Source organism: Bradyrhizobium yuanmingense (assembly GCF_025200905.1).
Taxonomy (GTDB): domain Bacteria; phylum Pseudomonadota; class Alphaproteobacteria; order Rhizobiales; family Xanthobacteraceae; genus Bradyrhizobium; species Bradyrhizobium yuanmingense.
This window is the reverse complement of record NZ_CP104173.1, coordinates 6,607,920-6,634,276: the sequence shown is the minus strand read 5'-3', so window position 1 is coordinate 6,634,276 and position 26,357 is coordinate 6,607,920. Positions and strand designations below refer to the sequence as shown.

Sequence of the window (26,357 nt, the reverse complement as noted above, 5' to 3'; positions counted from 1 at the left end):
AAGGAGCGCCCATGAGCCGCACGGAGCAGGACTTCCTCGGACAGCGTGAGATCGCCGACGACATCTATTACGGCGTCCAGACCATCCGGGGTAAGGAGAACTTCCACATCACCGGCATTCCGATGAACCAGGAGCCTTACTTCGTGAAGGCGCTCGGTTACGTCAAGAAGGCCGCCGCGATGGCCAATCGCGACCTCGGCGCGATCGACGCCAAGGTCGCGGACGCCATCATCCTCGGCTGCGACCGCGTCATCGCGGGCGACATGATGGATCAGTTCGTCACCGATTTCATCCAGGGCGGTGCCGGCACGTCGACCAACATGAACGCCAACGAGGTGATCGCGAACCTCGCGCTGGAATCGCTCGGCTTTGCCAAGGGTGACTACCAGCACGTCAGTCCGAACGATCACGTCAATTACGGCCAGTCCACCAACGACACCTATCCGACCGCCTTTCGGCTGGCCCTGATCCTGCGGCTCAAGAGCTACATGACGGCGTTGCGTCAGCTCCAGGAAGCCTTCTTCGCCAAGGGACGCGAGTTCGAGCGGGTGCTGAAGATGGGCCGCACGCATCTGCAGGACGCGGTGCCGATGTCGCTCGGCGCGGAATTCCGGGGCTGGGGCACCACGATCGGCGAGGAGGTCGACCGCATCTCGGAAGCGCGCGCGCTGCTGCGCGAGATCAATCTCGGCGCCACCGCGATCGGCACCTCCGTCACGGCGGCGGTCGGTTATCCCAAGCTCGCCGTCCGGCACCTCAGCGCGCTCACAGGCGTCGATTTCATCCTCGCCGGCGATCTCGTCGAGGCGACCTCCGACACCGGCGCCTATGTGCAGCTTTCCGGCGTTCTCAAGCGCACGGCCAGCAAGCTGACGAAAATCTGCAACGACATCCGCCTGCTCGCTTCCGGTCCGCGCGCGGGCTTGAACGAGATCAACCTGCCGCAGCTTCAGCCGGGCTCCTCGATCATGCCCGGCAAGGTCAATCCGGTCATTCCCGAAGTCGTCAACCAGACCAGCTTCCTCGTCATCGGCCTCGATACCACGGTGACGCTGGCGGCAAGCGCCGGCCAGCTCCAGCTCAACGTGATGGAGCCGGTGATCTCTTTCGCGCTGTTCTTCTCGATCCGCACCATGGAGCGCGCGGTCAACAGCCTGCGCGAGAATTGCGTCGTCGGCATCACCGCCAACGAGGAGCACACCCGCAACATGGTGCTGAACTCGCTCGGCATCGTCACGGTGCTGAAGCCGCTGCTCGGCTACAAGCAATGCGCCGAGATCGCGCGCGAAGGCTACAAGACCGGCAAGTCGCTGCACCAGATCGTCGTGACCGAACGCAAGCTGCTGACGCAGGAGAAGTGGGACGAGATGTTCTCGTTCGAGCGGCTGATCAACCCGGATTTGATCGGGTAGGCGGTCGCTGTCATTCCGGGCGCGCGGAGCGCGAGCCCGGAATCCATTTCGCCACGCGTGCTGACGGCCGATGGATTCTATGATGCGCAATCGCGCATCATAGCTCGACGCTCCGCCTCGCCCCGGAATGACGGGTGAAGGAATTCCGCTGCTTGGAATTGCGGCAATGGCCTCCGCTGCGGCGCCAAAACGCAATACTTGACAGTGGAAAGATTGCCTTGTTGGTATGGCTCCCAACTTCAATTTGACCGGCTGAGAGGATCGTACCGCAATGTCCATGCCTGCCTTGTTTAAGGGCCGCCTGTCGATCCCCGTGATCGGCTCGCCGCTCTTCATCATCTCGGTGCCCGATCTCGTGATCGCGCAGTGCAAGGCGGGTGTGGTCGGCTCGTTTCCGGCGCTGAATGCGCGGCCGCCGGAGCTGCTGGACGAATGGCTGGCGCGGATCACCGAAGAGCTCGCGGCCTATGACCGCGCCCATCCCGACAGGCCGTCGGCGCCGTTCGCGGTCAACCAGATCGTGCACAAGTCGAACAACCGGCTCGACCACGACATGCAGCTCTGCGCCAAGTACAAGGTGCCGATGATCATCTCGTCGCTCGGCGCCCGCGAGGAGCTGAACCAGGCCGTGCACGGCTGGGGCGGCATCGTCTTCCACGACGTGATCAACCAGAAATTCGCGCACAAGGCGATCGAGAAGGGTGCCGACGGCCTGATCCTGGTCGCGGCCGGCGCCGGCGGCCATGCCGGCACCATCTCGCCGCTGGCCTTCGTGGCCGAGACACGAAAATGGTTCGACGGTCCGATCGCGCTGTCGGGTGCGATCGGCAACGGCAAGGCGATCCGCGCCGCGCGCATCCTGGGGGCCGACTTCGCCTATATCGGCTCGGCCTTCATTGCGACCAAGGAGGCCAATGCGGTCGAGAAGTACAAGGAGATGATCGCGGGCTCGAGCGCCGACGACATCGTCTATTCCAATCTCTTCACCGGCGTGCACGGCAATTATCTGAAGCCCTCGATCCTGGCGGCGGGCATGGACCCCGAAAATCTGCCGACGTCCGATCCCTCCAAGATGAACTTCGGCACCGACGCCTCCGGCGAGCGCGCCAAGCCGAAGGCCTGGAAGGAGATCTGGGGAAGCGGCCAGGGCATCGGCAGCATCGACAAGGTCGTGCCGGCGGCCGAGCTGATCGCGCGCTTCAAGAAGGAATACGACGAAGCGATCGATCCGCCGTTGTGATCGCACCCAGATCGAGTGCTGCATGCCCCCCATTTACCGCGTCGACGGCAACGACGTCGTCACCAGCCCCGATGCAGCCGGCCCCTGGGACCGGCGCATGCAGCACGGCTCGGCACCGGCATCGCTGGTGACATGGGCGGCTGAGCGCATCCCTGCGGCGGTGCCGATGGATGTCGCGCGCGTGACCATCGATCTGATGCGCCCGGTACCGGTGGCGCCGCTCACGATCGCCACCGAAATCTTGCGCGAGGGCCGCAAGATCCAGCTCTGCGGGATCAAGCTGGTCGCCGACGGCGTGCAGGTGGTCGGCGCCACCGTGCTCAAGATCAGGCGCCAGGCGCTGACGCTGCCCGACGAGGTCGAGGAACTTCCGGTCACGTTGCCGTCGCCGGAGGATTCATTGGTCGAGGACGGTCACGCCGCCACCAGCCCGTTCGTGCGATCGGTCTCGATGCGCGCCGCGCGCGGCCGCTTCGGCCAGGCCGGCGCCGGCGCGATCTGGTTTCGTGTCGACCATCCGCTGATCGAAGGCGAGGCCGTCTCGCAGGCGATGCGCGCCGTGGTCGCCGCCGATTTCTCCAACGGCACCGCCTCGACGCTCGACTTCCGCGCCTGGACCTACATCAACGCCGACCTCACCGTGAGCTTTGCACGCCAGCCGGTCGGCGAGTGGATCCTGCTCGACGGCGATTCCTGGATCGGCCCCGACGGCGCGGGCCTTGCGATGTCACGCCTCGCCGACCGCCAAGGCTATTTCGGCCGCGCGGTGCAGAGCCTCGTGATCGAGAAGCGGTGAGAGGCGCTATGTGCGATCAGCCGGGCGATGACACCGATCGTGTGAGAGCTATCTCGCGCATCGCGGGATTGAACGGCAGACTTCCGCCGCCGCGGAAGGGATGCAAGGTCGTGTTCGACCAGGGCATCCTGCCAGTTCACACACCGTAGAAGATCTTGATCCCCCACAGCACCACGATGATGGCCGTGATCAACGTGATCGCGGCGACTGCACTTTCCAGGGAAGCGACTCTCATTTCACTCTCCGCTTCCCAGCCCCGTCAGCGGTCTAGTTGATTCCCTGATTCGCCGGCAATTGCGCGGGCATCGCCGTCGCAGACTCCGTTGCGGGCTGTGGTGCCGAAGCAACAACGACACCGTAGAATTCCGGAGTATTTACCCCACCATCCGGTCCCGCCCGCTCCAGAAGCCCGCACGCAGCACCTTCTTGTCGACCTTGCCGACCCCGGTCATCGGCAATTGCTTGACGAATTGGATCTGCTTGGGCGCGTGCGCCGGGCCTTTTCGCGTCTTCACCAGGTTGATCAGCTCGTCCGGATCGGGCTTCGTCCCTTCACGCGGGACGACGATGGCGGTGACGGCTTCGCCCCATTTCTCGTCGGGAATGCCGACGACCGCGACCATCGCCACGTCCGCGTGCTGCGACAGGACGTCCTCGACCTCGCGGGGGAAGATGTTGAAGCCGCCTGTGACGATCATGTCCTTCTTGCGGTCGAGGATGAACATGTAGCCGCGCTCGTCCTGACGTGCGATGTCGCCGGTGTGGACCCAGCCGTTCTTCAGCGTCTCGGCGGTGATATCGGGCCGCTTCCAGTACTCCGCCATCACATGCGGCGCGCGCACGCAGATCTCGCCGGCCTCGCCCGTCTTCACCTCCTGGTCGTTGTCGTCGAGGATCTTGACCTCGCAGGCCGCGATCGGGAAGCCGCAGGACAGGAACAGCTCCGGCCGCTGGGGATCGTGGTCGGCCTTGCGCAGCACCGAGACGGGATAGCATTCGGTCTGCCCGTAGAGCTGCGAGAACACAGGGCCGATGCGTTCGATGCCCTCCAGCAGTCGGCTCGGCGACATCGCGGAGGCGCCATAGAGCACGAGCTCGAGCGAGGAGAGGTCGGTCTTGCCGAGCGCGGGCTGATCGAGCAGCACATAGATCATGGTCGGAACGAACAGCGTGAAGTTGATGCGCTCGCGTGCGATCGTTGACAGCACGGCTTCGGGATCGAAGCCTTTCAGCATGTGCACGGTGCCGCCGCGCATCAGGGTCGGCAGCACCTTCGTGCCCGCGACATGGCTGATCGGCGCGACCGTGAGGTAGCGCGCAGCCTCGGGGATCTCGAAGTCGGCCAGGATCGCGCCGGCGGCGCCGGCATTTTCGCGGTGATAGCGCAGCGCGCCCTTGGATTTTCCGGTGGTGCCGCCGGTGTAGTTCAGTGTGGCGAGATCGTCGGAGCCGGCGAGGCACTGTGCGCTGGCGTGCCCCGCACTCTCGACCGCCGCCAGCAGATCGACGCCGTAGCCGGCCGGTCCCATGTTGAAGACCGCCTTGAGCCGGCCGGCCTTCGCGGCGAGCTCGCCGCCGCGGTCGCGGAAGGCGGCCGCATCCACCACCAGCATCTCGGCTTCGGAATCCTCGAGCTGAAACAGCTGGTCCTCCAGCGAGCCCAGAGGGTGGAGCCAGGTGATGCAGAGGCGGGCCAATTGGGCGGCGACGCCGGCGCACCAGCTGTCGGCGCGGTTCGCGGTGAGGAAGGCTACGCGGGCGCCGGGCTCCAAGCCGAGCCGCATGAACACGCCCTGGATCCGTCCGATCAGGTCGATGGCACCCCGATAGCTCAGCGATCCCTCGGGCCAGGCGAAAGCAATGCGGTCGGGATAGCGCGACAGCGCCCGTAGCGTCTGCGCACAAGCCGGGGATGATGCGTGGAGCGGATCAGGCATATGTTTCCTCGTTGCTTTGTCACCGGCTTATGGCGTGCCAATGTTGCTGACGACGCTAGCACAGAGACTGCGGGAGGAAACCACAAAGCCCGCGCGAGGGAGGCATGCATGCCATCAGATCGACTGCAACGCTTCCGCGATCGTCTTGCTCTGCCGCTGATCGCGGCGCCGATGTTTCTGGTATCGGGCGTCGAGCTCATGGTTGCAGCCTGCCGCAACGGGGTGATCGGCAGCTTTCCCACCGCGAATTGCCGTGGCGCGGAACAGCTCGATGAATGGCGGACCGAAATCAAGCTGCGGCTGCGGCAGCATGAAGATCAAACCGGGCGAAAGGCAGCGCCACTTTGCCCGAACTTGATCGTCCACCGCTCCAATGCGCGGCTGGAGCAGGATCTCGCCGTGCTGCTGCGGCACAAGCCGGAGATCGTCATTACGTCGGTCGGCTCGCCGGCGCCAGTCTTGAAGCTGCTGCACGATGCCGGCGCGCTGGTGCTGGCGGACGTGGCCTCGATCCGCCATGCCGAACGCGCCGCGGAAGCGGGGGCGGACGGGCTGGTCCTGCTCACTGCCGGTGCTGGCGGCCAGACCGGCTGGCTCAACCCGTTCGCCTTCGTCCGTGCGGTGCGCGCATTCTACGACGGCATCATCGTGCTCGCGGGCGGAATCAGCGACGGTCGCGCGCTGCGTGCCGCCGAAGTGCTCGGCTGCGATCTCGCCTATATGGGCACGAAGTTCATCGCGACGCGTGAGAGCATGGCGGACGAGCGTCACAAGCAGATGCTGGTCGAGAGCAGCGCCGACGACATCTTGCTCACCACCGCGTTCACAGGCTTGCAGACCAGCATGCTGAGGCCATCGATCGCGGCCGCCGGGCTCGATCCCGACAATCTGCCGGCGCGCGGCGCGATCAATATCACTGCGGATATCGACGTCGCCGCCCGCGACAGCCGCCCCAAGCGCTGGCGCGATATCTGGAGCGGCGGGCATTCGAGCTCGGGTGTCACCGATGTGCTCGCGGTCGAGGATCTCGTTGCGCAGACCATCGCCGAATATCGGGAAGCGGGTGGGCGGTAGCGTCGTCGCCTCTCCCACAGGGGATCGGGCAGGGTTAATCCCGCATGCCTCCGGCCCATCCCACTTAACGGCGGATTAACCATCGCCAGCCAAGAATCCTTCTTGTGGCCGCCAATCAGGACGAGAGGGACAGGCGATGGACTTCAATTATCTCAACGGCAAAACGGCTGCGACCCTGGACGAGATCCGCGTCCGCGTCGCCCATGCGCTGGCCCGCCACCCGCTGTGTCGCAACGTCCGGTTTGACATCGTCAGCGTCCCCCGGACCCGCCGCGGCGGCAATTGGACGGTGACGCTGCAATCGGTCGAGCCGCGCGCGGTCTGGGAAGCCTCGGAGATCGTCGCCGACATCCAGGATGCCTATGACCTTGCGGCAGCAGCCTGATTTCGTTGGGGGTTTCCGGGCGATGTCGCCTTAGTCCGCGCGATTGCCGCCGCGATAGCACGGTTCAGCCTTAATTATCGCCCAGTTTCCGGGCAGTGATCACGTGGACTTGAAGTCGGACGCGGAGAGACGTTTGTCCAAAGCCATCACCATCGTCGCGCTGACCTGTTTCCTCGTCCTCGGCGCCGCCACCACCGCCATCCTCGGCCGCGACAGCGTTCCCAGCGTCAGCGCCGCGATGATCGCCGAGACGCCCCCAGCCAAGCCGCTCGCAACCAACCGCGCCGCCAAGGCCGACCGTCTGGTTCCGACGCTCGCGCTGGCCTCGGCCGCGATCGAGCCGGTCCAGGTTGCCGCCGACAAGCTGGCGCAGGCACCGGTCCTGACCGAGCCGCTGCGTCAGGCCTTCGCCGCCGCCACCCCCTCCGATTTTCCGATGCCGAAGCCGAGCGCGCACGAGGCGCCCGCCGCGACCGAGGTTCCGGCCGTCGAAGTTCCGGCCAAGCCGAAAGTCGTCGCCAAGCCGCAGCCGCAAAAATCCTACTCGCTGCTGTCCGACGTGCAGATCGCAGGCATCAGGGATCGCCTGAAACTCTCCTCGTCTCAGGAATATTACTGGCCCTCGGTCGAGACCGCGCTGCGCAACGTCGCGCGCAAGATCCAGGCGAACAGGCTGTCGAATCCGAATGCGCCGCCCAGCGCACAGATCGATCCGAATTGCGACGAGGTGCAGCAGCTGAAGTCGGCCGCGATGCCGCTGTTGTTCCAGCTTCGCGACGACCAGAAGGAAGAAGTGCGCAAGCTCGCTCGCCTCATCGGGCTTGAGAAGGTCGCGCAGCAGATCTGACGCACGCGGTTCCTCGTCGAGGAGCCGCGGCTTATCAGGAACATCTGGCAATCCCCACGCGTTGCCCGCTCCGAAAGAGGGAGTGGATGAATGCGCGCCTCGACAGCCTATTTTGTCGGTGCCGGAACCATCGTCGCGGCCATCGCCATTGGTCTCGGTGGCGGCATCGTTGCCGGCAACATTATGAATCCGGTTGCGTCCAAGCAGGGGCCGGACACCAGCAAGATGGCGCAGCGCGCGGCGACTCCCACGCCGGCCAGCACCAACGCTCCCTCCGAGCGTGTGAACTATCTCACCGGCTCACAAGCCTTTGGCGCGATGATCGCCGTGCCCGCACAGGCCGAAGCAAAGTCTGAACCCGCAAAACCCGACACGCCAACCACGCAGGCGAATGTCGCACCGGCGCCGCAACCCTCGCAAGCCGCTGCAGTCGAGCCGCCGAAGCCCGCCGCTGCGCCACAGGCCGCAAGGCCTGCCGAGCAGCAGGCCTCGACCGAGCCGTCGTCCTTACCGAATAACGCCTATGCCAAGGCAAGGGATTCCGATGTGAAGCGCGCCGCGTCCGAACGGCGCCGAGCCGAGCGTCGCGAGCGCTGGGCCGAGCGCCGCTATTATTACGAGTCCCGCGAGCCGCGCGGCCTGCGCGACCGCACCGATTGGGATGACGTCGCGCGCAACATCCGCGAGGATTCCGATGCGCGCGATTACGCGGGGCGGTCGCGCGGCGGCTTCCCGCAGATCAGGCTGTTCGGGCCTGACGACGACTAGCACCTGACACGGGGATCAAGCGGAGCGGTCGCGCCAGCGACCGTCACGTCATTCCGGCGCGCCGCAATCCCTCGAGATAGTGCGTACGATCCTCTTCCCGCAGCATCGGCAGCTCGCGCGTGATCCAGGCCAGCGAGACCTCGGGCTGGGTGCGGCGCAGGCCTTCCAGGGCGGATGCCGCGAGGGCGGGATCGCCGAGCATGCCGGCGGCGGCCGTCAGCACGCGGTGGGCGCCGACGAAATCCCCGCGCTGGCGCATCGATTCCCGAGCCATCTGCACGGCGCCCGCGTAGTCGCGGCCGACGAACCGGGCATAGGCCGCAACCCCGCAATAGATCGCCGCGAGCGGGTCGCGCGGGCTCAGCCGCAGCGCGCGGCGGGCGGCGGCATCGCCGTCCTGCCAACGTCCGGCATAGCACAGCGTCACGCCGTGGAAGGCATGCGCCATCGCGAAATTCGGATTGAGCCGCAAGGCCAGCTCGAATTCAGCCAGCGCGTCGTCGAAGCGGCGGCGGAACAGGTAGGTGTAAGCAAGACCGTGATGGGCCCAGGCATCCTCGCGATCGGCCTCCACGGCCGCGAGCGCCGCACGTTCGGCGACCGGCACGGTGGCAGCCATGTCGGCCCAGCCCATATGCGCGCCGAAGATATGGCTGGTGGCGAGCAGGCCGAGCGCCTTGCCATAGGCGGGATCGACCGCCACCGCTTCTTCCAGCAGCTTCTGCGCGGCGGCATTGTCCTCGCGGGTGATGCGCCAATAATGCGACAGCGCGCGCATCACGAGGTCCCATGCATCCAGGCTGCCCGGCGGCTTCTGTTGGGCCCGGAAGCTTTCGGCAGCATAGAGCTGCGGCTCGATGGCGGCGACGATCGCTTCCGTGATCTCGTCCTGCACGGCGAAGATGTCGGCGAGCTCGCGGTCGTAGCGTTCGGCCCAGAGATGGCTGCCGGTCGAGACGTCGTTGAGCTGGGCCGAGATGCGCACCCGTTCGCCGCTCCGCCGCACGCTGCCCTCGACCACGTAGCGCACCCCGAGCTCCCGCGCGACCTCGTGGATGTGCACGGCGCGGCCCTTGTAGACGAAGGAGGAGTTGCGCGCGATGACGAAGAACCAGCGCAGCTTCGACAGCGCCGTGATGATGTCCTCGCTGATACCGTCGGAGAAATAATCCTGCTGGACCTCGCCGCTCATATTGGTGAAGGGCAGCACAGCGATCGCGGGCCGCTCCGGCAGAGCGAAGGTGGCCTGGGAAGGGGCGATCCGGACCGGCTCCGGCGCGACCGCGCCGATTTGCGTCTGGACGTCGCCGACGAAGCGAAAACCCTTGCGGGTGATGGTGCGGATCAGCGACTGGCTCGCGCCATCGTCGCCGATCGCCTTGCGCGCCGCGTTGATCCGGCTAGTCAGGGTGGATTCGGAGACGCTGCGCCCGTGCCAGATCTTGTCGATCAGCTCGTCCTTGCTGACGACCCGGTCGCGGTTCTGCATGAGGTGGACGACGAGGTCGAAAACCTGCGGCTCCACGGCAATGGGAACCTGCTCGCGGCTCAGCTCGCGCCGGTCGGTATCGAGAAGGTGGTCCCGGAACAGAAACTGCACGTCGAAAACTCGGGCCTCATTGCGAAATCGGGCAAACAAACAAAATGAAATTTGGGTCGAAAGATCGTGTGTCTGCCGAAGGGGGCGTTTGGTTCATCGCAATCGCGTGATGGCAGCCATGTGGTTTTCCGGGGGAATACATCCGCGACTAGAATGTTGCGGTCGGGGCCGCCGAGATCTCCCACTGCAATCATCCCGTCATGTTGAGGTGCGGGACGCAGGCTGTGAAGCAGCCTCCGAGGCCTCCGCTTCGCTCCGGCACCCAAGATAACGGGCAATGGGCGCGCGCTTGCCGGGCAGGACGAATGTGTGGCGAAACTGCGAATGTCCATTGCCGAGCTGCGCAGCCTGCGTAAGCTGTCGCCCACACAAAACACCAATCATAAAGAATCGCCCATGCCTGCTTTCCCTGCCGCCAGCACTGTGATCGACTCCCTGCTGTTTCGCGACGCCTTCGGTACGCCTGAGATGCGCGAGGTGTTCTCGGACGTCGCGACGGTCGCACGCTATGCCGAGGTCGAGGTGGCGCTGGCGAAGGCGGAGGCGAAGTGCGGTGTGATCCCACACGAGGCGGCCGCAGCGATCGCGGCGCGGACCGACATCGGCGCGCTCGACTTCGATCTGCTCAGGCAGGAGACCGATGTCGTCGGCTACCCGATCCTGCCTTTGGTGCATCAAATGGTGAAGCAATGCGGCGAGGCGGGCCGCTACGTGCATTGGGGCGCCACCACGCAGGACATCATGGACACCGCCGTGGTGCTGCAACTGCGCGCCGCGCTCGAGATCGTCGAACGTGACATCGCCGAGCTGCGCAAGATCCTCGCCGATCTGTCGAAGCGCCATCGCGACACGGCGATGGCGGGCCGCACCCATCTGCAACAGGCGCTGCCGGTGACCTTCGGCTACAAGAGCGCGATCTGGCTCGCGATGTTCGACCGCCACGCCGAGCGGCTGGCGCAGCTGAAGCCGCGCGTGCTGGTCGGTCAGTTCGCCGGCGCGGCCGGTACGCTGGCTTCGCTCGGCGACAGGGGGTTCGAGGTGCAGGAGGCGCTCTGCAACGAGCTGAAGCTCGGCGTTCCCGCCTCGACCTGGCACGTCGCGCGCGACGGCTTCGCCGAAGCCGTGAACTTCCTTGCTCTCGTCACCGGCTCTCTCGGCAAGATCGCGCTCGACATCATGATCATGGCCTCGACCGAGTTCGCCGAGGTCTACGAGCCCTTCGTCAAGGGGCGCGGCGCCTCCTCGACCATGCCGCAGAAGCGCAACCCGATCTCCTCGGAGCTGATGCTTGCGGCCTCCAAGGCGGTGCGCCAGCACGCCGGCCTGATGCTCGACGCCATGGTGCAGGATTTCGAGCGTGCCACCGGCCCCTGGCACGCGGAATGGATGGCGATTCCCGAAAGCTTCGTGCTGGCCGCCGGCGCGCTGCACCAGGCGAAGTTCGCGCTTGCGGGCCTCATCGTGGACGAGGCGAAGATGAACGACAATCTCGCCATCAGCCGCGGCCTGATTGTGGCCGAAGCGGTCATGATGGGCCTAGCCCCGCAGATCGGCCGGCAGGAGGCGCACGACGTCGTCTATGACGCCTGCCGTCAGGCCAACGAGAAGGGAATGACCCTCGCTGACGCGCTATCCGCAGATTCACGGATATCGAGCCACATCGACCGTGCCACAATCGAGGCGCTCACTTCACCGAAAAATTACCTCGGCCTTGCGCCCGCCATGGTCGACCGGGTGCTGGCATCGGCAACGCGTTGAAAACCAAAATGCGTGAAACTGCGTATCTTTCCAAGGGCGCAAGACGCTCGCATACTTGTGCCCCGCGATGCTAGACTTAAATTGTGTGAGCGACTTTCGGCAGAGGGCCCGGCATGACTGATCAACGCAATCCTTCCACTCCCATCGATCCGGCGAAGCTCGACCGACTGGCCGAGGTGGCGGTGAAAGTGGGCCTGGGCTTGCGGCCGGGACAGGATCTGCTTCTGACGGCGCCCGCGATCGCGCTGCCGCTGGTGCGGCGGATCGCCGTGCATGCCTACAAGGCCGGCGCCGGCCTCGTGACGCCGATCCTGTCGGACGAGGAGATGACGCTGGCGCGCTACCGCCACGGCCACGACAACAGTTTCGATCGTGCCGCCGGCTGGCTCTACGAGGGCATGGCCAAGGCGTTCTCCGACAACACTGCACGGCTTGCCATCGTCGGCGACAACCCGATGTTGCTGTCCGGCGAGGATCCTTCCAAGGTGGCGCGCGCCAGCAAGGCCAATTCGATGGCCTATCAGCCTGCGCTGGAGAAGATCGTCAATTTCGACACCAACTGGAATATCATCGCCTATCCGAGCGCGTCCTGGGCGAAGCTGGTGTTCCCGAACGATCCCGAGGACGTTGCGGTCGGCAAGCTCGCAGACGCGATTTTCGCCGCGTCCCGTGTCGATCGCGAGGACGCGATCAGCAATTGGGCGAGCCACAATGCGGTGCTGCGCGAGCGCACCAACTGGCTCAACGGCCAGCGTTTCCGCGCGCTTCAGTACTCGGGTCCCGGCACCGATCTCACCATCGGCCTTGCCGACGGCCACGAATGGGAAGGCGGCGCCTCGCTGTCCAAGAACGGCATCAGCTGCAACGCCAATATCCCCACCGAAGAGGTCTTCACCACGCCGCATTGCCGCCGCGTCTACGGCCACGTCGTGAGCTCGAAGCCGCTGTCCTATCAGGGCACGCTGATCGACAACATCGCGGTGCGGTTCGAGGACGGCAAGATCGTCGACGCCAAGGCCTCGCGCGGCGCCGAGGTGCTGAACAAGGTGCTCGATACCGACGAGGGCGCGCGGCGCCTCGGCGAGGTGGCCTTGGTGCCGCATTCCTCGCCGATCTCGCAGAGCGGGCTGTTGTTCTACAACACGCTGTTCGACGAGAACGCGGCCTCGCACATCGCGCTCGGCCAGTGCTATTCGAAATGCTTCGTCAACGGTGCCCAGCTCACGCCGCAGCAGATCGCGGCGCAAGGCGGCAACCAGAGCCTGATCCATATTGATTGGATGATCGGCTCGGCCGAGACCGACATCGACGGCATCTTGGCCGACGGCAGCAAGGTGCCCGTCTTCCGCAAGGGCGAATGGGCGAAGTCGTAATCTAGATTTTGGTCCAAATAGGCAGCCCAGGACGTGGTCAACCTCTCCCCGCTGGGGAGAGGTGAACGTCCTCGCGTCAGTCTTCCCCCTCACGCCGCCGCGTTGCGCAGGGTCGGGCTGTTGTCGATGCTGAAGCGGTTGAACAGCGTCGTGAACGGGCTGCCGTCGGTGGCCCGCACGATCGCGTCGGACGCCGCCACCGCCTCGTAGAGCGCGCCAACCGGATCGTCCGCGTCCGCCAGCGCGAGCGCGCCGCAGATCTGTTCGCGGGCCTCGCTGACGTCATCCTCGTCTTGGAGCCTTGCCTCCAGCGCATCCGCCGCCCGGCGCATCTCTGCAAGGTCGCCGCCCCCGGAGAATTTGAGGATGTCGCGCCAGTAGGGACGGGCAACGACAAGCTGGATCAATGCATCGAAACTTTCCGCGATGATGCCCGCGCGGCCCTCTGACGAGACATAGAGCACATTCTGCGACGGCAGCAGCACGAACGCGCTGCCGAGCTGTCACTGCCGATGTGCCGCGGGCTTTCGACGCCGTCGATGGTGAACCAGGGCTCCTCGTCCGGTGCGAAGGAGACGTCGAGACTGCGGAGCCTGGCGACGACCTCGCTGTTGGCTGTCAGAATCTCCGGCGTGAGGGGCATCGGTGCGGCTCCTTCCCAAGACTTCGCGCACTTTGTCGCACCCCGGACAAGCTAGGTTCATGTGTGCGAATTCGCAGAGGAAATCGTGACGTTAACCGTGTCGCACCCGCAACTCGGGGCTGATTGTCGAGTACCATGTAAGAAAGAATTAAAAGCAGCCTACTAGCGTCCCAACTTCTTTCGAAGCAATCCGGGCCGAGACCCGGCCATTCATATTTAAATCTTCTGGGGAAGCAGATGTCGCGCACATTGATTGAAATCGGTAGTTGCAATGTGGATCTCGAGCTGCGGCCGATCGAGCCGTCCTGGATCATCGAGGGCAATCCGGTATCCCGCTCCCGCGTCTTGTCGACCAGCGCCGACGGCACCGCGCAGACGATCATCTGGCACTGCACCGAAGGCCGCTTCAACTGGTACTACGACATCGACGAGACGATCATGATCATGGAAGGATCGATCGTGCTCGAGAGCGACGGCATGCCGCCCAAGCGCTACGGCCCCGGCGACGTCATTTTCTTCCGCGACGGCGCGCATGCCAAATGGCATGTCGAAGGCCACGTCAAGAAGATCGCCTTCTGCCGCAAGACCAATCCGGTGATGATCGGTTTCCTGATCCGCGTCATCAACAAGCTGAAGAAGATGTTCGCCTCCACCGGCGAGCGCCGTCCGGCCTCGCTGATGGGCGCCGGCTAAGCGGACACCAGGGTTTCAAGGACGCTTCCCAGCGGCCACGACGAAGAGGGGTCGGGATCAAGGTCCCGGCCCCTCTTTTCATCATGACGGCAGCTCGAGCCGGTAGACGTCGATCGCGGTCTGCGAGAACAACGCCGTCTTGTCGGCCTCGCTCAGCTTTGAGGTGATACGCTTGAAGGCATTGAAGATCACCTGGTAGCTGCACTGGCCCTTGTCCGGGGGGAAATTGCTTTCGAACATCGCGCGCTTCGGGCCGAACGCCTCGATGCAGGTCTCGACATAGGGCCGCCAGGCCGCGGCAAGCTCCTCGGATGTCGGCGGCCTCTCGCGCAAATGGAAGTCGTAGCCAAGCAGGCACATCGCGAGACCACCGAGCTTCACCACCACATTTTCGCATGTCGCGATCTCCCGGATCGAGGCGCGCCATTGCGCAAACACCTCCTCGCGCCGGCCCGCGAAGCGGCCGGTTCCGACCGGGCCGCCGCAATGGTCGAGCACAATCCTGGTGTCGGGGAAGGCGCGCGCCAGTGCCGTGAGCTCACCGATTTGCGGGTGGAACAGCCAGGCATCGAAGCTGAGTTTGAGGGGCGCGAGGCAGGCAAAGCCTTTGCGGAAGGTCGGATCCTGCAACAATCCCTTCGGTCTGTTCGCATACATGCCGGCGACGACAGGATCTTCGTCCCAAGCCGATGAATGCCTGATGCCGCGAAAGCGGCCGTTGCCAGCGCGATCTCGGCTTCCAGCACGCCCTTTGCGGCGTCGCCGAGCAGCAGATTGGCATGGCTCACGATGCCGGCGCAGATCGCGGCCTTGCCGTAGCCACCGCTTGCACTCATGGCGGCGACGCCGTTGGCGAACTCGACCTCGCCCACGGGCCGGAACGCCTCGGGTCCATGCGCGCGGTACATCGAACGGCAGTCGACATAGACGGTGGCGATGACGTTGTGACCGGAGGCGATGTCGGCGGCCATCTCCTCGATCAGATAGCGGTGCCCGCGATTCCACAGATGGTGATGGGGATCGACGATCGGCCGCAAGGGATCGATGGTCTCCTCCCGATGCAGCGCGAGCCAGTCCTCACGCGGATCGACGAACAGCCCGCTCGTGTTGGCGGGCACACCGCTTGCTGCCATCGGTCTTCGCTCCCTGATGTTTTGTGTCGGGAGCCTAGCACCTCATTTCCGCATGCAGCAGCGCGCCTTGCGCAACCGCACCCATCATCACGAGCAATGCGGTATGCTCGTCAGCCCGTCCGCCGTCTTGCTCTTACTTCGACCATCAGCCGCCAGTCCACTGCCGTGGCCGGCTTGACCTCCCCACGCCAACGGAAGGAGTCCCCGGTAATCTCAGTAAAGCTCCAGCGCGTCAGCTCGCCGGATTCGGTCGTGCCTTCCTGCACGATGTCCTCGCCGCGGGGACGGCCGATCTGCTGCCGGAACACGCGGCGGCCCGGATCGAACCAGGAAATCCGCCACGCATCCATGGCCGGATCGTAGACGCGCAGCGTGGTGCCGTACCAATTGCCGGCAATCGGAAAGGCTGCGCTGCCCGCTGGCCGGGGAATGATCCAGACGTCCTGCACCGCACGGCCTTCCAGCACCCAGCCGAAATGGATTTCGCCCGGCGCGGTGTGGCTTCTGCCGTCCACTCCAAAGGCGGCGATCTCAGCGTCCCAGTCGCCGACGAAACGGCCGTAGAGCTGAAGCGCGGCCGCGTGCTCGGGATGCGGTGCGCTGGCGTGAAGAAGTCTCGCAAAGTCGTTCATGTTGCTCTCCTGCTGCGGAGGATTCAGCACGGATGAGCCGCGGGCGACTTGGAGAAAATTGCCGTCGGTCGTCAGGTCTTGCGCAGCGACAGATGTCTCATGGGACGATCGGCCTCCGCCTGCGTCGACCGATTGCTCGAGCTCTCAGCACGCCAGATGGCGACAACGGCGACAATGACGAGACTCGCGCCCACGAGCATCATGCGAGAGAACGGCTCTCCGAGCACGAGGGTGCCGAGCAGCACCGCGATGACCGGATTGACGAATGTGTAGGTCGAGACCAGGGAGGTCGAGACATTCTCGAGCAGCCAATTGTAGGCGGCGAAGCCGATGACGCTGCCGGAGACGATCAGCCAAAGAGCTGCTGCAACGGACGTCATCGAGACCTCGCTCGGTCTAAAACTCTCCAGTTCGCCCGTGAGCCAGCTGATCGCGAACAACACGGCGCCCCCAATCGATAGCTGCATGCCAGACAGCGCGATCGCGGATGCTTGATGCGACATGCTGCGCGACAGCACGGTGCCGATCGACCAGGACAGCGCCGCAGCGAGCAGCCAGACGATCGGAAGCATGCTGATTCCGGCCTGCTCGGCGTTCTGCCATGCTACGAGCCCGACGCCCACGAAGCCGGGGACGAGCGCGAGCAGCGCGATCGGCCGCGGGCGCTGATCGCCCGGAAAAAGCGTGTCCGCCAGCAGGATCCAGAACGGAATCGTGGCGAGCACGATGGCGGCGACGCCGGACGGAACCGATTGTTGCGCGAAGGCGAGAACGCCGTGGCAGCCGACGAAGAAAAGCAGCCCGCAAAGGCCTGCCTGCAACCATGTTCGGCCCGGGGTATTCGCGACATGCCTGCCGCTGAAGGCGAGCAAGATCATGCCGCCGCATAACGATCGAACTGCCATCAGCAGAAACGGCGGTATCGATTGCAAGCCAAGCGTGATGGCGAAATAGGTGGAACCCCACAGGAGATAGATGGCCGCAAACGAGCCGATGACCAGGAACCGTCTGCTCATGATTGCTCCGACTGAGGTGGGTCTTGGAGCAACCAAGTCGTTGACGGGTGATGCGTTCCGGTTCTGAGTCAGACCCCGTCGAGGATGATCACCGTCGGCTTCGTCGGCAGCGTATCCCGTGACATCCGGAACGAGCGCTCGGCGCGCCGGTCGATCTCGAACTGCTGGCCGATCCGGCGCATGAAGTCGTCGAGCGGGGTGGCGAAGCGGTGCATCGGCAGCACCACCGAGGCGCGCAGCCGCTTGGTGATCTCGGAGATGCCGTCGAGCGTCATGGTATAGGTGCCGTCGATCGGCACCATCACGATGTCGAGCCGTCCGATCTGGGCGAAATGGCTGTCGTCGAGCTTGTGATGGAGGTGGCCGAGATGGCCGATGCAGAGGCCGGCTGCCTCGAAGATGAAGATGGAATTGCCGTCGCGGATCATGTCGCTGCCGGCATCGTCGCCGTAATAGCGGCGGATGTCGGTGGTGACGTTGCGGATGAAGGTGTCGCTGATGCGCTGCGACACGATCGCCGGCTTGCCGTCCTCGCTCCAGCCATGCAGCACGTGGGGAATGCGCTTGTCCGGAAAGAGAGTGTAATGGGTGCTGTGCGCCCGGTTCATGGTGACGACATCGGGCAGTCGCCCGACCTGGTAGGCGCCGCTATAATCGGTGGCGATGCGCAAGCCGGCGGGCGTGTCGATGAAATAGGTGGAATGGCCGGCATAGGTGATCTCGACCTCGGGCGCAGCTGCAGCCTGCCTGAAGACGACCGGCATGATCCGCGGCGCCGCGTTGGCCATCGCCAGGCATTCGCTGCGCAGTGGTTGCTGGGCCAGGGCAGGGGTCAGGTATGCGCTGAACAGCGCGATAGCCGCCAAAACCAGTCGTCGCATGGATCCGTCCCCGATGACTTCACAGCGAAGTCTAGCGTGCAATGCGGAGCATCGCCAATGGGCTGCGATCAACAGCGCGTCAGTGTCGCACCTATTGCTCGCGCTTCGGGCTGAACTTCCAGGTGACCGCGACGAGGCCTGCGGTAATCAGGCCGCTGATGAGGCCGGCCAGGGGAAGGGCGAGCAGCAGTGCGGCGGTGGCGGCCCAGCCGATCGAGGAAAAGGCCTCGGCGAAGGTTGCAAGCCGCGAAGACGTCTGACGGCGCCGGAATTGGCTGCGCCTTGCCTGCACCCGGAACCAGAGCTGGATCGCGGTCGCCGAGGCCGCGCTGATGATGATCGCACCCGCGCTGATTGCGGCCTGGGATGGCGAGGCAAAGGCCAGCGCCGCGAGCAGCGGAGCGAAGATTGCGGCAATCGCGATCAGCACCACCTCGATCTTGGCACGGATGATGCCGGACGGCATCAAGGGCGCGGTCGCGACCAAGTCAGGCGCGTCCTCGCCCGAGATCGTCAGCCAGGCGAGCCCGCCGGCGAGCTGTCCGGCCGCCATCACGATGACGGGTGTGATCAGTGTCAGCGCCGCGGAGCTGTCGGCGAAATTACGCCAGAGCAGCAGCGCCGGCGGTACCAGATAGAGCAGCTGCATCAAGGTCTGCGAGATCAGCCATGGATCGCGCCACAGCAGCATGAATTCCTTGCGACGCAGCGCCTGCTGGCGCGATCCGCCGCGGAACGGGCGCTCCTTGGCACGGACGCGGCCGGACGTGGCGTAGGCCGCCGCATCGATCGCGGTGTCGGCAAAGCGGTGCGAGAAGATCGCCATCACGCCGCCGAGCATGACCAGAGCGAGCGCGAGAAGCAGCGCCAGCGCCTCGCTGTCGCCCATCGCTGCCCGCGCCGGCCACCACCAGATGCTGTCGACGTCGGGGGCGTAGGCGGCAACGCTGCCCGAGGTCAGGATAGTGAAGCGCGACAGCGTGCCGTAGGACATGATCGCGGCGACCTGAAGCGCGATCACGAAACCCGCACCGATGATGGCGGCGAGGATCTGTGCGATCAGGCGCGTCCGCGCCGGGCCGATCAACCGGAACAGGAGAATGGTGATGGCGATCGCGATCGCCGCCGCGGACAGGCCCATCGCAATGACGACGCCGAAGGCCGCCAGCCAGCGCGCGCCGCCGCCGATCACCAGAACGTCGATGAAGGGCGTCGAGAACAGCAGCGCCAGCACGGTGACGGTCAGCGCGATCGCGGCGATGCGGACCGAGAACAGATTGGCCAGCCGCGCCGGCGAGGACATGATCAGGTCGAGATCGGCGCGGGCGTAGAATACCCGCGTCACGGATTCGATCGCCTGCGACAGCATCAAGGTCCAGGCGAGAAAGATCGTCGCCGAAATCACGATCAGAGAGGATTTGTCGAGCGGCAACTGCAGGTCGGCGAAACGGCCGATCACCGCCCAGGCCGGCAGGTGGAGCAGCGCGGCGAAGCACATGAGGCCGATCATTGCCGCGCGCGCCCGTTTGCGCCGCCCGCCCGTCATCATGGCGAGCCATTCGCGCCAGGCGAGCCGCAGCTCGTGGCGGGCAAACCAGGACAGCGCGGTGGCCGAGCTCATGCCGCTTCCTGAAGCGTCACCAGCGCGATGAAGAGGTCTTCCAGGCTGGTGTCGGCATGGCCGTTCTGGTGGCGCAGCTCGGTGAGCGTGCCTTCCGCGACCAGGCGGCCGGAGGCGATCACGCCGATGCGGTCGGCCATGCGCTCGGCGACTTCGAGGATATGCGTGGTCATGATGACGGTGCAGCCGGCGCGGACACGCGCGCTGAGCAGGCCCTTCACATGGCGGGCGGAAACCGCATCGAGCCCCGTCAAGGGTTCATCGAGAATGATGAGGCGGGGATCGTGCACCAGCGCCCCTGCGAGAGCGACCTTCTGGCGCATGCCCTTGGAAAAGCCCTCGCAGCGCTCGTGGCGGTGCGCCTCGAGGCCGAGCGAATCGAGCAGTTCCTCGGCGGCCGGTTGCGAGATCGACGGCGCGATGCCCCAGAGGCCGGCGACGAATTCGAGATATTCGAGCGGGGTGAGCTTGTCATAGATCATGGGCTCGTCGGAGACCCAGGCCATCACCTGCTTGGCGGCGACGGGGTCTTGGAGCGCATCGATGCCGAAGATCGAGACGGCGCCGGCATCGGGCCTGAGCAGGCCCGCAACCATGCGTAAAGTGGTGGTCTTGCCGGCGCCATTGGGGCCGACCAGCGCGTAGAATTCGCCGGCGTGAATGGTGAGATCGAGGCTGTCGACCGCCAGACGGTCAAAACGCTTCGTTAACCCTCGGACTTCCAAGGCCGAGTTGTCCGGCTTCATGACGGCCACACCATCCGGTTTGCATCGCCCGCGACCATGACCCGAAGATGTTTCGGCACCGTGAATCGCACTGCCGCAAATTCCGCCATCCGGATTGGACTAAAGACAAGGTATCTCGACAAGTCACCGTTTGTTGACAGCGCGCGGGCGTTCAGGCTGAATTGATTCCGGACAAATGGCGCTAACGCGGCGAAACGACTGCGTAGCGACTGGACACAAGATGCGGCAAGGCGGCCTCGAAGATCGCCGGTTGCATCGGGGAGGACGCGCGTCAATGCTGGATTTCGTTCAGCAGCTGGTCAGCGGTGTTGCGCTCGGCTGCGTCTACGGCCTGATCGCGCTCGGCTTCGTGCTCGTCTACAAGGCCACCGAAGTCGTCAATTTCGCCCAGGGCGATCTGATGATGCTGGGCGGTTTCTTCGCCTTCACCTTCATCGGCATGATGGGCCTGAACTACTGGATCGGCTTCGCCGGTGCGGTCGCCGCCATGGCGCTGTTCGGCATGCTGGCCGAGCGCGTGGTGGTGCGGCCGATCCTCGGCTATCCGCAATTCTCCATCATCATGGTCACAATCGGTCTCGGCTATTTCCTGCGTTCGGTCGCCGGCATGATCTGGGGCACCGACGACCTGAAGATCGAGACGCCTTTCAGCCAGGGCGTGCTGCGCATGGGCTCGCTGGTGCTCGCCTATGACAAGCTCTCGGTGATCGCGGCGACGATGATCCTGTGCACGCTGCTCTGGCTGTTCTTCAACAAGACCACGCTCGGTACCGCGATGCGCGCCAGCTCCGAAAATATGCTGGCGGCCTATTACATGGGCATTCCGGTCAAGCGCGTGGTGGCGGTGGTCTGGGCGATCAGCGCGGCGGTCGCGACCTGCGCCGGCGTGCTGCTGGCGCCGATCACCTTCATCCACTCCAATGTCGGCCTCGTGCTCGGCCTGAAGGCGTTTCCCGCCGCCGTGCTCGGCGGCTTCGGCTCGATCCCGGGCGCGGTGGTCGGCGGCGTCCTGATCGGCGTGATCGAGAGCATGGCCGGCTTTTACCTGCCCGAGGGCTGGAAGGACGCCGCGCCTTACATCGTGCTGCTCACCGTGCTGCTGCTGAAGCCCGAGGGCCTGTTCGGCCTCCACGTCCGCAAGAAGGTCTGAACGCCATGCGCTTCCTGTTCAAGACCGACTACGAGGACGACATCAAGCTGTTCCCGCATTCCGGCTACGTCGTCACCTACGGCGTTCTGCTCGCGCTGCTGCTGATCGCGCCTCACGTGCTCTCCAGCTATCTGATGAGCCAGCTCGTCTTCGTCTGCATCTATGCGATCGTCGGCGTGGCGCTGCTGATTCTGACCGGCTTCACCGGCCAGGCCTCGCTTGGGCACGCGGCGTTCCTCGCCATCGGCGCCTACACGGCGGCGTACTTGCAGAAATACAACGTGCCGTTCCCCGTCTACTTCCTCGCCGCCGGGCTGTTGACCGGCATCATCGGCGCGATGGTCGGCTTTCCGGCGCTGCGCCTCACCGGCATCTATCTCGTCATCGCCACCATCTCGTTTGCCCTGATCGTGGAGGAGATCCTGGCGCGATGGGAAAGCGTTACCCACGGTAACGAGGGCATGCGGGTCAAGACGCTGTCGCTGCTCGGCGTCGCCGTGCCGCGCGACAGCCCGACCTTCTATTACCTCTGCCTTGCCGTGCTGGTGCTGACCATCGTCGGCACGCTCAATCTACTACGTTCGCCGACGGGCCGCGCCTTCGTCGCGATCCGCGATTCCGAGACGGCGGCGCGCAGCATGGGCGTCAATGTCGCGCTCTACAAGGTGAAGTCGTTCGCGATCTCGGCCGCGATCACCGGCTTTGCCGGCGTCCTGTTCGCGCACAAGCTCTCCTTCATCTCGCCGGAGATGTTCACGCTTCAGCTCTCGATCGAGTTCATCATCGTGATCCTGATCGGCGGCACCTTCAGCCTGCACGGCGCCGTGCTCGGCGCGATCTTCATCGTGATGATCGACCCGTTCCTCACCTATCTCAAGGACGACATGCCCGGCATCATCGCCGGCATTGCCGCGACATTCGGCGCCGGCGCGGCGACTGCGGGCAATATCGAGGCGAAGGTCGCGGCCTTCGCCTCGCTCAACGGCCTGAAGGGCGCGATCTACGGCATCATCATCGTGCTGTTCGTGCTGTTCGAGCCGCTCGGGCTCTACGGCCGCTGGCTCAAGATCAAGCTCTTCTTCCAGCTGTTCCCTCTCTACAAGCGCGCCACCTTCAAGCGGCAGAAGATCTACGTGAAGTCGGAGCGCAATCGATGAGCTATTTCCGCGCCGAGAACCTGTCGCTGCATTTCGGCGGCCTCAAGGCGGTCGATGCGGTCTCGTTCGCGGTGGAGAAGGGCGAGATCCTCTCGATCATCGGGCCGAACGGAGCCGGCAAGAGCTCGATCTTCAACCTGATCTCGCGGATCTACCGGCCGACCTCGGGCCGTATCTTCTTCGAGGACCAGGACATCACCGAGCAGCCGCCCTACGACATCGCCAAGCTCGGCATCGCCCGTACCTTCCAGAACATCGAGCTGTTCGAGAACGCGACCGTGCTGTCGAACCTTCTGGTCGGCCGCCACCGCCATTCGACCACGCAGCTGTGGCAGGAGCTCTTATTCCTGCCGAGCGTGCGGGCCAACGAAAAGGTTCACCGCCGCCGGGTCGAGCAGGTCATCGAATTCCTCGACCTCGAACCCTATCGCGACAAGCTGATCTCGGGCCTGCCTTACGGCGTGCGCAAGGTGATCGAGCTGGCGCGCGCGCTCTGCTCGGAGCCGAAGCTGATCCTGCTGGACGAGCCGTCCTCGGGTCTCAACGTGGAGGAGACCGGCGACATGTCGTTCTGGATTCGGGACATGAGGACCGAGCTCGGTATCACCGTGCTGATGGTCGAGCACGACATGTCGCTGGTCAACCGGGTCTCCGATCGCGTCATCGCACTGAACTACGGAAGGGTGCTGGCGATGGGCTCGCCCGCTGAAGTGCAGCAGCACCCCGACGTCGTCGCCGCGTATCTGGGAGCCTGACCGATGGATGCCGCTGCGCCCCAGGATATCATCCTCAAGCTCTCCAACATCGAGAGCTATTACGGGCCGATCATGGCGATCCGCGGCATCTCGCTGGAGGTGCCGCGCGGGCGCATCGTCACGCTGCTCGGGGCCAACGGGGCCGGCAAGACCACGGTGCTGAAGACCATCTCCGGCATCCTCGATCCGCAGAAGGGCGCGATCGAGTTCATGGGCAAGCCGATCCAGCGCATGGAGGCCGACCGCATCGTGCGGCTCGGCCTCAGCCACGTGCCCGAGGGGCGCGAGGTGTTCCCGTTCCTCTCGGTGCGCGAGAACCTGATGATGGGTGCCTATCCGCGCAAGGACCGGGACGGCGTCGCGGAGGACATGGAGCGCGTCTACGGCTATTTCCCGCGCCTGAAGGAGCGCATCAACCAGCCGGCGGGCCAGCTCTCCGGCGGCGAGCAGCAGATGCTCGCGATCGGGCGCGCGCTGATGAACCGGCCGACGCTGCTCTTGCTCGACGAGCCCTCGCTCGGCCTGTCGCCACTGCTGGTGAAGGAGATATTCACCATCATCCGCCGGGTCAACGAGGAGCAGGGCATGTCGATCCTGCTGGTCGAGCAGAACGCCAAGGTGGCGCTGGAAACCGCCCATTACGGCTATGTGCTGGAGATCGGCCGTATCGTGATGAACGATACCTGCGACCGCTTGATGCATTCCCAGGACATCCAGGAATTCTACCTTGGCGCCAAGGAAGCCGGCGCGCGCGGCGAGCGGCGCTGGAAAAAGAAGAAGACGTGGCGGTGAGGACGAGCTGGCAGTAAGATGAGCTTGCCCAACGTTGAGCAAAGACCGGCCGGCAAGGCAGGCAGCGGAGGGAAGGCGACAAGGAGGAGAGGTGCATGGCCCGACCGGCGGTGCTGACGGTCGCTGATACGATCGCGAAGAGCTTCTTGCGCGCCGCCGAGACGCGGGGCGACAGGCCGGCGATCCGCGAGAAGAAGTTCGGCATCTGGCAGCCGACGAGCTGGCTAGAATGGCTGGAGATCTCCAAAGAGATCGCCTACGCGCTCCGCGCCGTCGGCTTCATGCCCGGCGAGGTCGCCTCCATCATCGCCAATGCCGTGCCCGAATGGGTTTATGCCGACATGGGCATATTGTGCGCCGGCGGCGTCTCCAGCGGAATCTATCCGACCGATTCTTCGTCCCAGGTCGAGTATCTCGTCAACGACTCCGCCACGAAGGTGATCTTCGCCGAGGACGAGGAGCAGCTCGACAAGATTCTCACCTGCCGCGCGCGATGCCCCAGCTTGCAGAAGATCATCGTGTTCGACATGGAGGGCCTCAGCGGTTTCTCCGACGACATGGTGATGTCGCTGGACGAGTTTCGCGCGCTCGGCCGCAACCACATGGTCGGCCGCGAAGCGCTGTGGCAGGAGATGATCGACAGCCGCAGCGCCGGCGATCTCGCGGTCCTCGTCTATACGTCCGGCACGACCGGCCCGCCGAAAGGCGCGATGCACGCCAATCGCAGCGTCACCCACCAGATGCGACACGCCAACGACTTCATACCTGCGCGAGAGGACGAGAACCGGCTGGTCTTCCTGCCGCTCTGCCACGTCGCAGAGCGTATCGGCGGCTATTACATCTCGGTCGCGCTCGGCTCGGTGATGAATTTTGCCGAGAGCCCGGAAACCGTGCCTGACAATCTGCGCGAGGTGCAGCCGACCGCCTTTCTGGCCGTGCCGCGCGTCTGGGAGAAGTTCTATTCCGCCATCACCATCGCGCTGAAGGATGCAACGCCGCTGCAGCAATGGGTCTATCGCCGCGCCATCGGCATCGGCTACCGCATGGTCGATTGCCGGCTCGAGGGCAGGGCGCCGCCGCTATCGCTGCGCATCGCCAACCGCATCGCCTACCTGGTCGCGTTCCGCAACATCCGCCGCATGATCGGACTCGACCGCTGCCGCATCGCGTTCACCGGCGCAGCCCCGATCGCACCGGAGCTGATCCGCTGGTATCTGGCGCTCGGCATCGACATGCACGAGGTCTACGGTCAGACCGAGAATTGCGGGGTCGCAACCATGATGCCCGCGGACAAGATCAAGCTCGGCTCGGTCGGCACTGCGGTGCCCTGGGGCGAGGTCGCGCTGTCGCCCGCCGGCGAGATCCTGATCAAGGGCGACTTCCTGTTCATGGGCTATTTGAACCAGCCGGAGAAGACCGCAGAGACGATCGATTCCCGCGGCTGGCTGCACACCGGTGACGTCGGCACCATCGACAATGAGGGCTTCGTGCGCATCACCGACCGGATGAAGGACATCATCATCACCTCGGGCGGCAAGAACATCACGCCGTCCGAGATCGAGAACCAGCTCAAGTTCTCGCCCTACATCTCCGACGCGGTCGTGATCGGCGACAAGCGGCCCTATCTCACCTGCCTCGTGATGATCGACCAGGAGAATGTTGAGAAGTTCGCCCAGGATCACGACATCCCCTTCACCAATTATGCCAGCCTGTGCCGGGCGAGGGAGATCCAGGACCTGATCGGGCGCGAGATCGAGCATGTCAACGGCAATTTTGCCCGCGTCGAGACCATCAAGAGGTTCTACCTGATCGAGCGCCAGCTCACGCCCGAGGACGAGGAGCTGACGCCGACCATGAAGCTGAAGCGCGGCTTCGTGAACAAGCGCTACGCCGCCGAGATCGAGGCGATGTATCGCGAGCGTGCGGTGGCGTGACGAGTCGGTCCATT

Annotated in this window: 23 protein-coding genes and 1 pseudogene; 15 read left to right on the top strand and 9 right to left on the bottom strand. The window is 64.8% G+C overall.

Annotation, left to right across the window (positions count from 1 at the left end; genetic code table 11):
- Positions 1-11: 11 nt before the first annotated feature.
- The 3 genes from N2605_RS30725 (at position 12) to N2605_RS30715 (ending at position 3,448) form a co-directional block, all read left to right on the top strand.
- Positions 12-1,412 carry an aspartate ammonia-lyase gene (locus tag N2605_RS30725; RefSeq protein WP_225146318.1) on the top strand — a complete coding sequence of 467 codons (1,401 nt, stop codon included), beginning with the start codon at positions 12-14 and terminating at the stop codon, positions 1,410-1,412.
- Between the two features lie 271 nt (positions 1,413-1,683).
- Positions 1,684-2,652, top strand: a complete 969-nt coding sequence (locus tag N2605_RS30720; protein ID WP_036021244.1) for an NAD(P)H-dependent flavin oxidoreductase — start codon at positions 1,684-1,686, stop codon at positions 2,650-2,652.
- 22 nt (positions 2,653-2,674) lie between these two features.
- Complete coding sequence (locus N2605_RS30715; RefSeq protein WP_225126522.1) at positions 2,675-3,448, top strand: thioesterase family protein; 774 nt, start codon at positions 2,675-2,677, stop codon at positions 3,446-3,448.
- A 374-nt stretch (positions 3,449-3,822) separates the two neighbouring features.
- On the opposite strand, the gene N2605_RS30710 is transcribed toward N2605_RS30715, so the two are convergent.
- Complete coding sequence (locus N2605_RS30710; RefSeq protein ID WP_260344600.1) at positions 3,823-5,385, bottom strand: AMP-binding protein; 1,563 nt, start codon at positions 5,383-5,385, stop codon at positions 3,823-3,825.
- Positions 5,386-5,493: 108 nt separating this feature from the next.
- Between N2605_RS30710 and N2605_RS30705 the strand changes: the two genes are divergently transcribed.
- The 4 genes from N2605_RS30705 (at position 5,494) to N2605_RS30690 (ending at position 8,459) form a co-directional block, all read left to right on the top strand.
- Positions 5,494-6,459 (top strand): NAD(P)H-dependent flavin oxidoreductase, encoded by a 966-nt coding sequence (locus tag N2605_RS30705; protein WP_260344597.1) that lies wholly within the window; start codon positions 5,494-5,496, stop codon positions 6,457-6,459.
- A gap of 136 nt (positions 6,460-6,595) precedes the next feature.
- The gene (locus N2605_RS30700) at positions 6,596-6,844 is read left to right on the top strand and encodes a hypothetical protein (RefSeq protein ID WP_036021252.1); all 249 of its coding nucleotides are present in this window, start codon (positions 6,596-6,598) and stop codon (positions 6,842-6,844) included.
- 133 nt (positions 6,845-6,977) lie between these two features.
- Positions 6,978-7,691, top strand: coding sequence for a hypothetical protein (locus N2605_RS30695; RefSeq protein WP_192893067.1), 714 nt, complete (start codon positions 6,978-6,980; stop codon positions 7,689-7,691).
- A gap of 90 nt (positions 7,692-7,781) precedes the next feature.
- Positions 7,782-8,459 carry a hypothetical protein gene (locus N2605_RS30690; protein WP_260344592.1) on the top strand — a complete coding sequence of 226 codons (678 nt, stop codon included), beginning with the start codon at positions 7,782-7,784 and terminating at the stop codon, positions 8,457-8,459.
- Positions 8,460-8,502: 43 nt separating this feature from the next.
- Here the strand turns inward: N2605_RS30690 and N2605_RS30685 are convergent, their stop codons facing one another.
- Positions 8,503-10,059 (bottom strand): winged helix-turn-helix domain-containing tetratricopeptide repeat protein, encoded by a 1,557-nt coding sequence (locus tag N2605_RS30685; protein ID WP_035997571.1) that lies wholly within the window; start codon positions 10,057-10,059, stop codon positions 8,503-8,505.
- A gap of 396 nt (positions 10,060-10,455) precedes the next feature.
- Here N2605_RS30685 and pcaB point away from each other — a divergent pair, with 396 nt between their 5' ends.
- Both pcaB and N2605_RS30675 read left to right on the top strand, forming a co-directional pair.
- On the top strand, positions 10,456-11,817 hold the full coding sequence (gene pcaB / locus N2605_RS30680) for a 3-carboxy-cis,cis-muconate cycloisomerase (RefSeq protein ID WP_074447728.1): 1,362 nt from the start codon (positions 10,456-10,458) through the stop codon (positions 11,815-11,817).
- A 113-nt stretch (positions 11,818-11,930) separates the two neighbouring features.
- Positions 11,931-13,190: an aminopeptidase gene (locus N2605_RS30675; protein ID WP_035997576.1), complete on the top strand. Its 1,260-nt coding sequence runs from the start codon at positions 11,931-11,933 to the stop codon at positions 13,188-13,190.
- Positions 13,191-13,279: 89 nt separating this feature from the next.
- Here the strand turns inward: N2605_RS30675 and N2605_RS30670 are convergent, their stop codons facing one another.
- Positions 13,280-13,675 carry a hypothetical protein gene (locus tag N2605_RS30670; protein WP_260344587.1) on the bottom strand — a complete coding sequence of 132 codons (396 nt, stop codon included), beginning with the start codon at positions 13,673-13,675 and terminating at the stop codon, positions 13,280-13,282.
- Positions 13,676-14,070: 395 nt separating this feature from the next.
- Here N2605_RS30670 and N2605_RS30665 point away from each other — a divergent pair, with 395 nt between their 5' ends.
- Positions 14,071-14,526, top strand: coding sequence for a cupin domain-containing protein (locus N2605_RS30665; protein WP_035997581.1), 456 nt, complete (start codon positions 14,071-14,073; stop codon positions 14,524-14,526).
- Positions 14,527-14,607: 81 nt separating this feature from the next.
- Here the strand turns inward: N2605_RS30665 and N2605_RS30660 are convergent.
- The 6 genes and pseudogenes from N2605_RS30660 to N2605_RS30635 form a co-directional block, all read right to left on the bottom strand.
- A pseudogene (locus N2605_RS30660) lies at positions 14,608-15,659 on the bottom strand (amidohydrolase family protein).
- A 110-nt stretch (positions 15,660-15,769) separates the two neighbouring features.
- A complete protein-coding gene (locus N2605_RS30655; RefSeq protein ID WP_260344583.1) occupies positions 15,770-16,291 on the bottom strand; it encodes a hypothetical protein in 522 nt (173 codons plus the stop codon).
- 71 nt (positions 16,292-16,362) lie between these two features.
- On the bottom strand, positions 16,363-17,307 hold the full coding sequence (locus N2605_RS30650) for an EamA family transporter (RefSeq protein WP_260344580.1): 945 nt from the start codon (positions 17,305-17,307) through the stop codon (positions 16,363-16,365).
- Positions 17,308-17,375: 68 nt separating this feature from the next.
- Complete coding sequence (locus N2605_RS30645; protein ID WP_225111608.1) at positions 17,376-18,188, bottom strand: MBL fold metallo-hydrolase; 813 nt, start codon at positions 18,186-18,188, stop codon at positions 17,376-17,378.
- 91 nt (positions 18,189-18,279) lie between these two features.
- Entirely contained in the window at positions 18,280-19,809 is a 1,530-nt protein-coding gene (locus tag N2605_RS30640) for a permease (protein ID WP_225146327.1), read from the bottom strand.
- Positions 19,806-20,555, bottom strand: coding sequence for an ABC transporter ATP-binding protein (locus N2605_RS30635; RefSeq protein WP_057028575.1), 750 nt, complete (start codon positions 20,553-20,555; stop codon positions 19,806-19,808). Before N2605_RS30635 ends, N2605_RS30640 begins: the two co-directional genes overlap by 4 nt.
- 274 nt (positions 20,556-20,829) lie before the next feature.
- On the opposite strand from N2605_RS30635, the gene N2605_RS30630 reads away from it, so the two are divergent.
- The 5 genes from N2605_RS30630 to N2605_RS30610 all read left to right on the top strand — a co-directional run bounded on the left by N2605_RS30630 (position 20,830) and on the right by N2605_RS30610 (position 26,343).
- Positions 20,830-21,705 carry a branched-chain amino acid ABC transporter permease gene (locus tag N2605_RS30630; protein ID WP_036021277.1) on the top strand — a complete coding sequence of 292 codons (876 nt, stop codon included), beginning with the start codon at positions 20,830-20,832 and terminating at the stop codon, positions 21,703-21,705.
- 5 nt (positions 21,706-21,710) lie between these two features.
- A complete protein-coding gene (locus N2605_RS30625; RefSeq protein ID WP_036021279.1) occupies positions 21,711-22,862 on the top strand; it encodes a branched-chain amino acid ABC transporter permease in 1,152 nt (383 codons plus the stop codon).
- On the top strand, positions 22,859-23,617 hold the full coding sequence (locus N2605_RS30620; protein WP_035997604.1) for an ABC transporter ATP-binding protein: 759 nt from the start codon (positions 22,859-22,861) through the stop codon (positions 23,615-23,617). Before N2605_RS30625 ends, N2605_RS30620 begins: the two co-directional genes overlap by 4 nt.
- Positions 23,618-23,620: 3 nt before the next feature.
- A complete protein-coding gene (locus tag N2605_RS30615; protein ID WP_035997607.1) occupies positions 23,621-24,409 on the top strand; it encodes an ABC transporter ATP-binding protein in 789 nt (262 codons plus the stop codon).
- A gap of 95 nt (positions 24,410-24,504) precedes the next feature.
- A complete protein-coding gene (locus N2605_RS30610; protein ID WP_109142366.1) occupies positions 24,505-26,343 on the top strand; it encodes an AMP-dependent synthetase/ligase in 1,839 nt (612 codons plus the stop codon).
- Positions 26,344-26,357 lie beyond the last annotated feature (14 nt).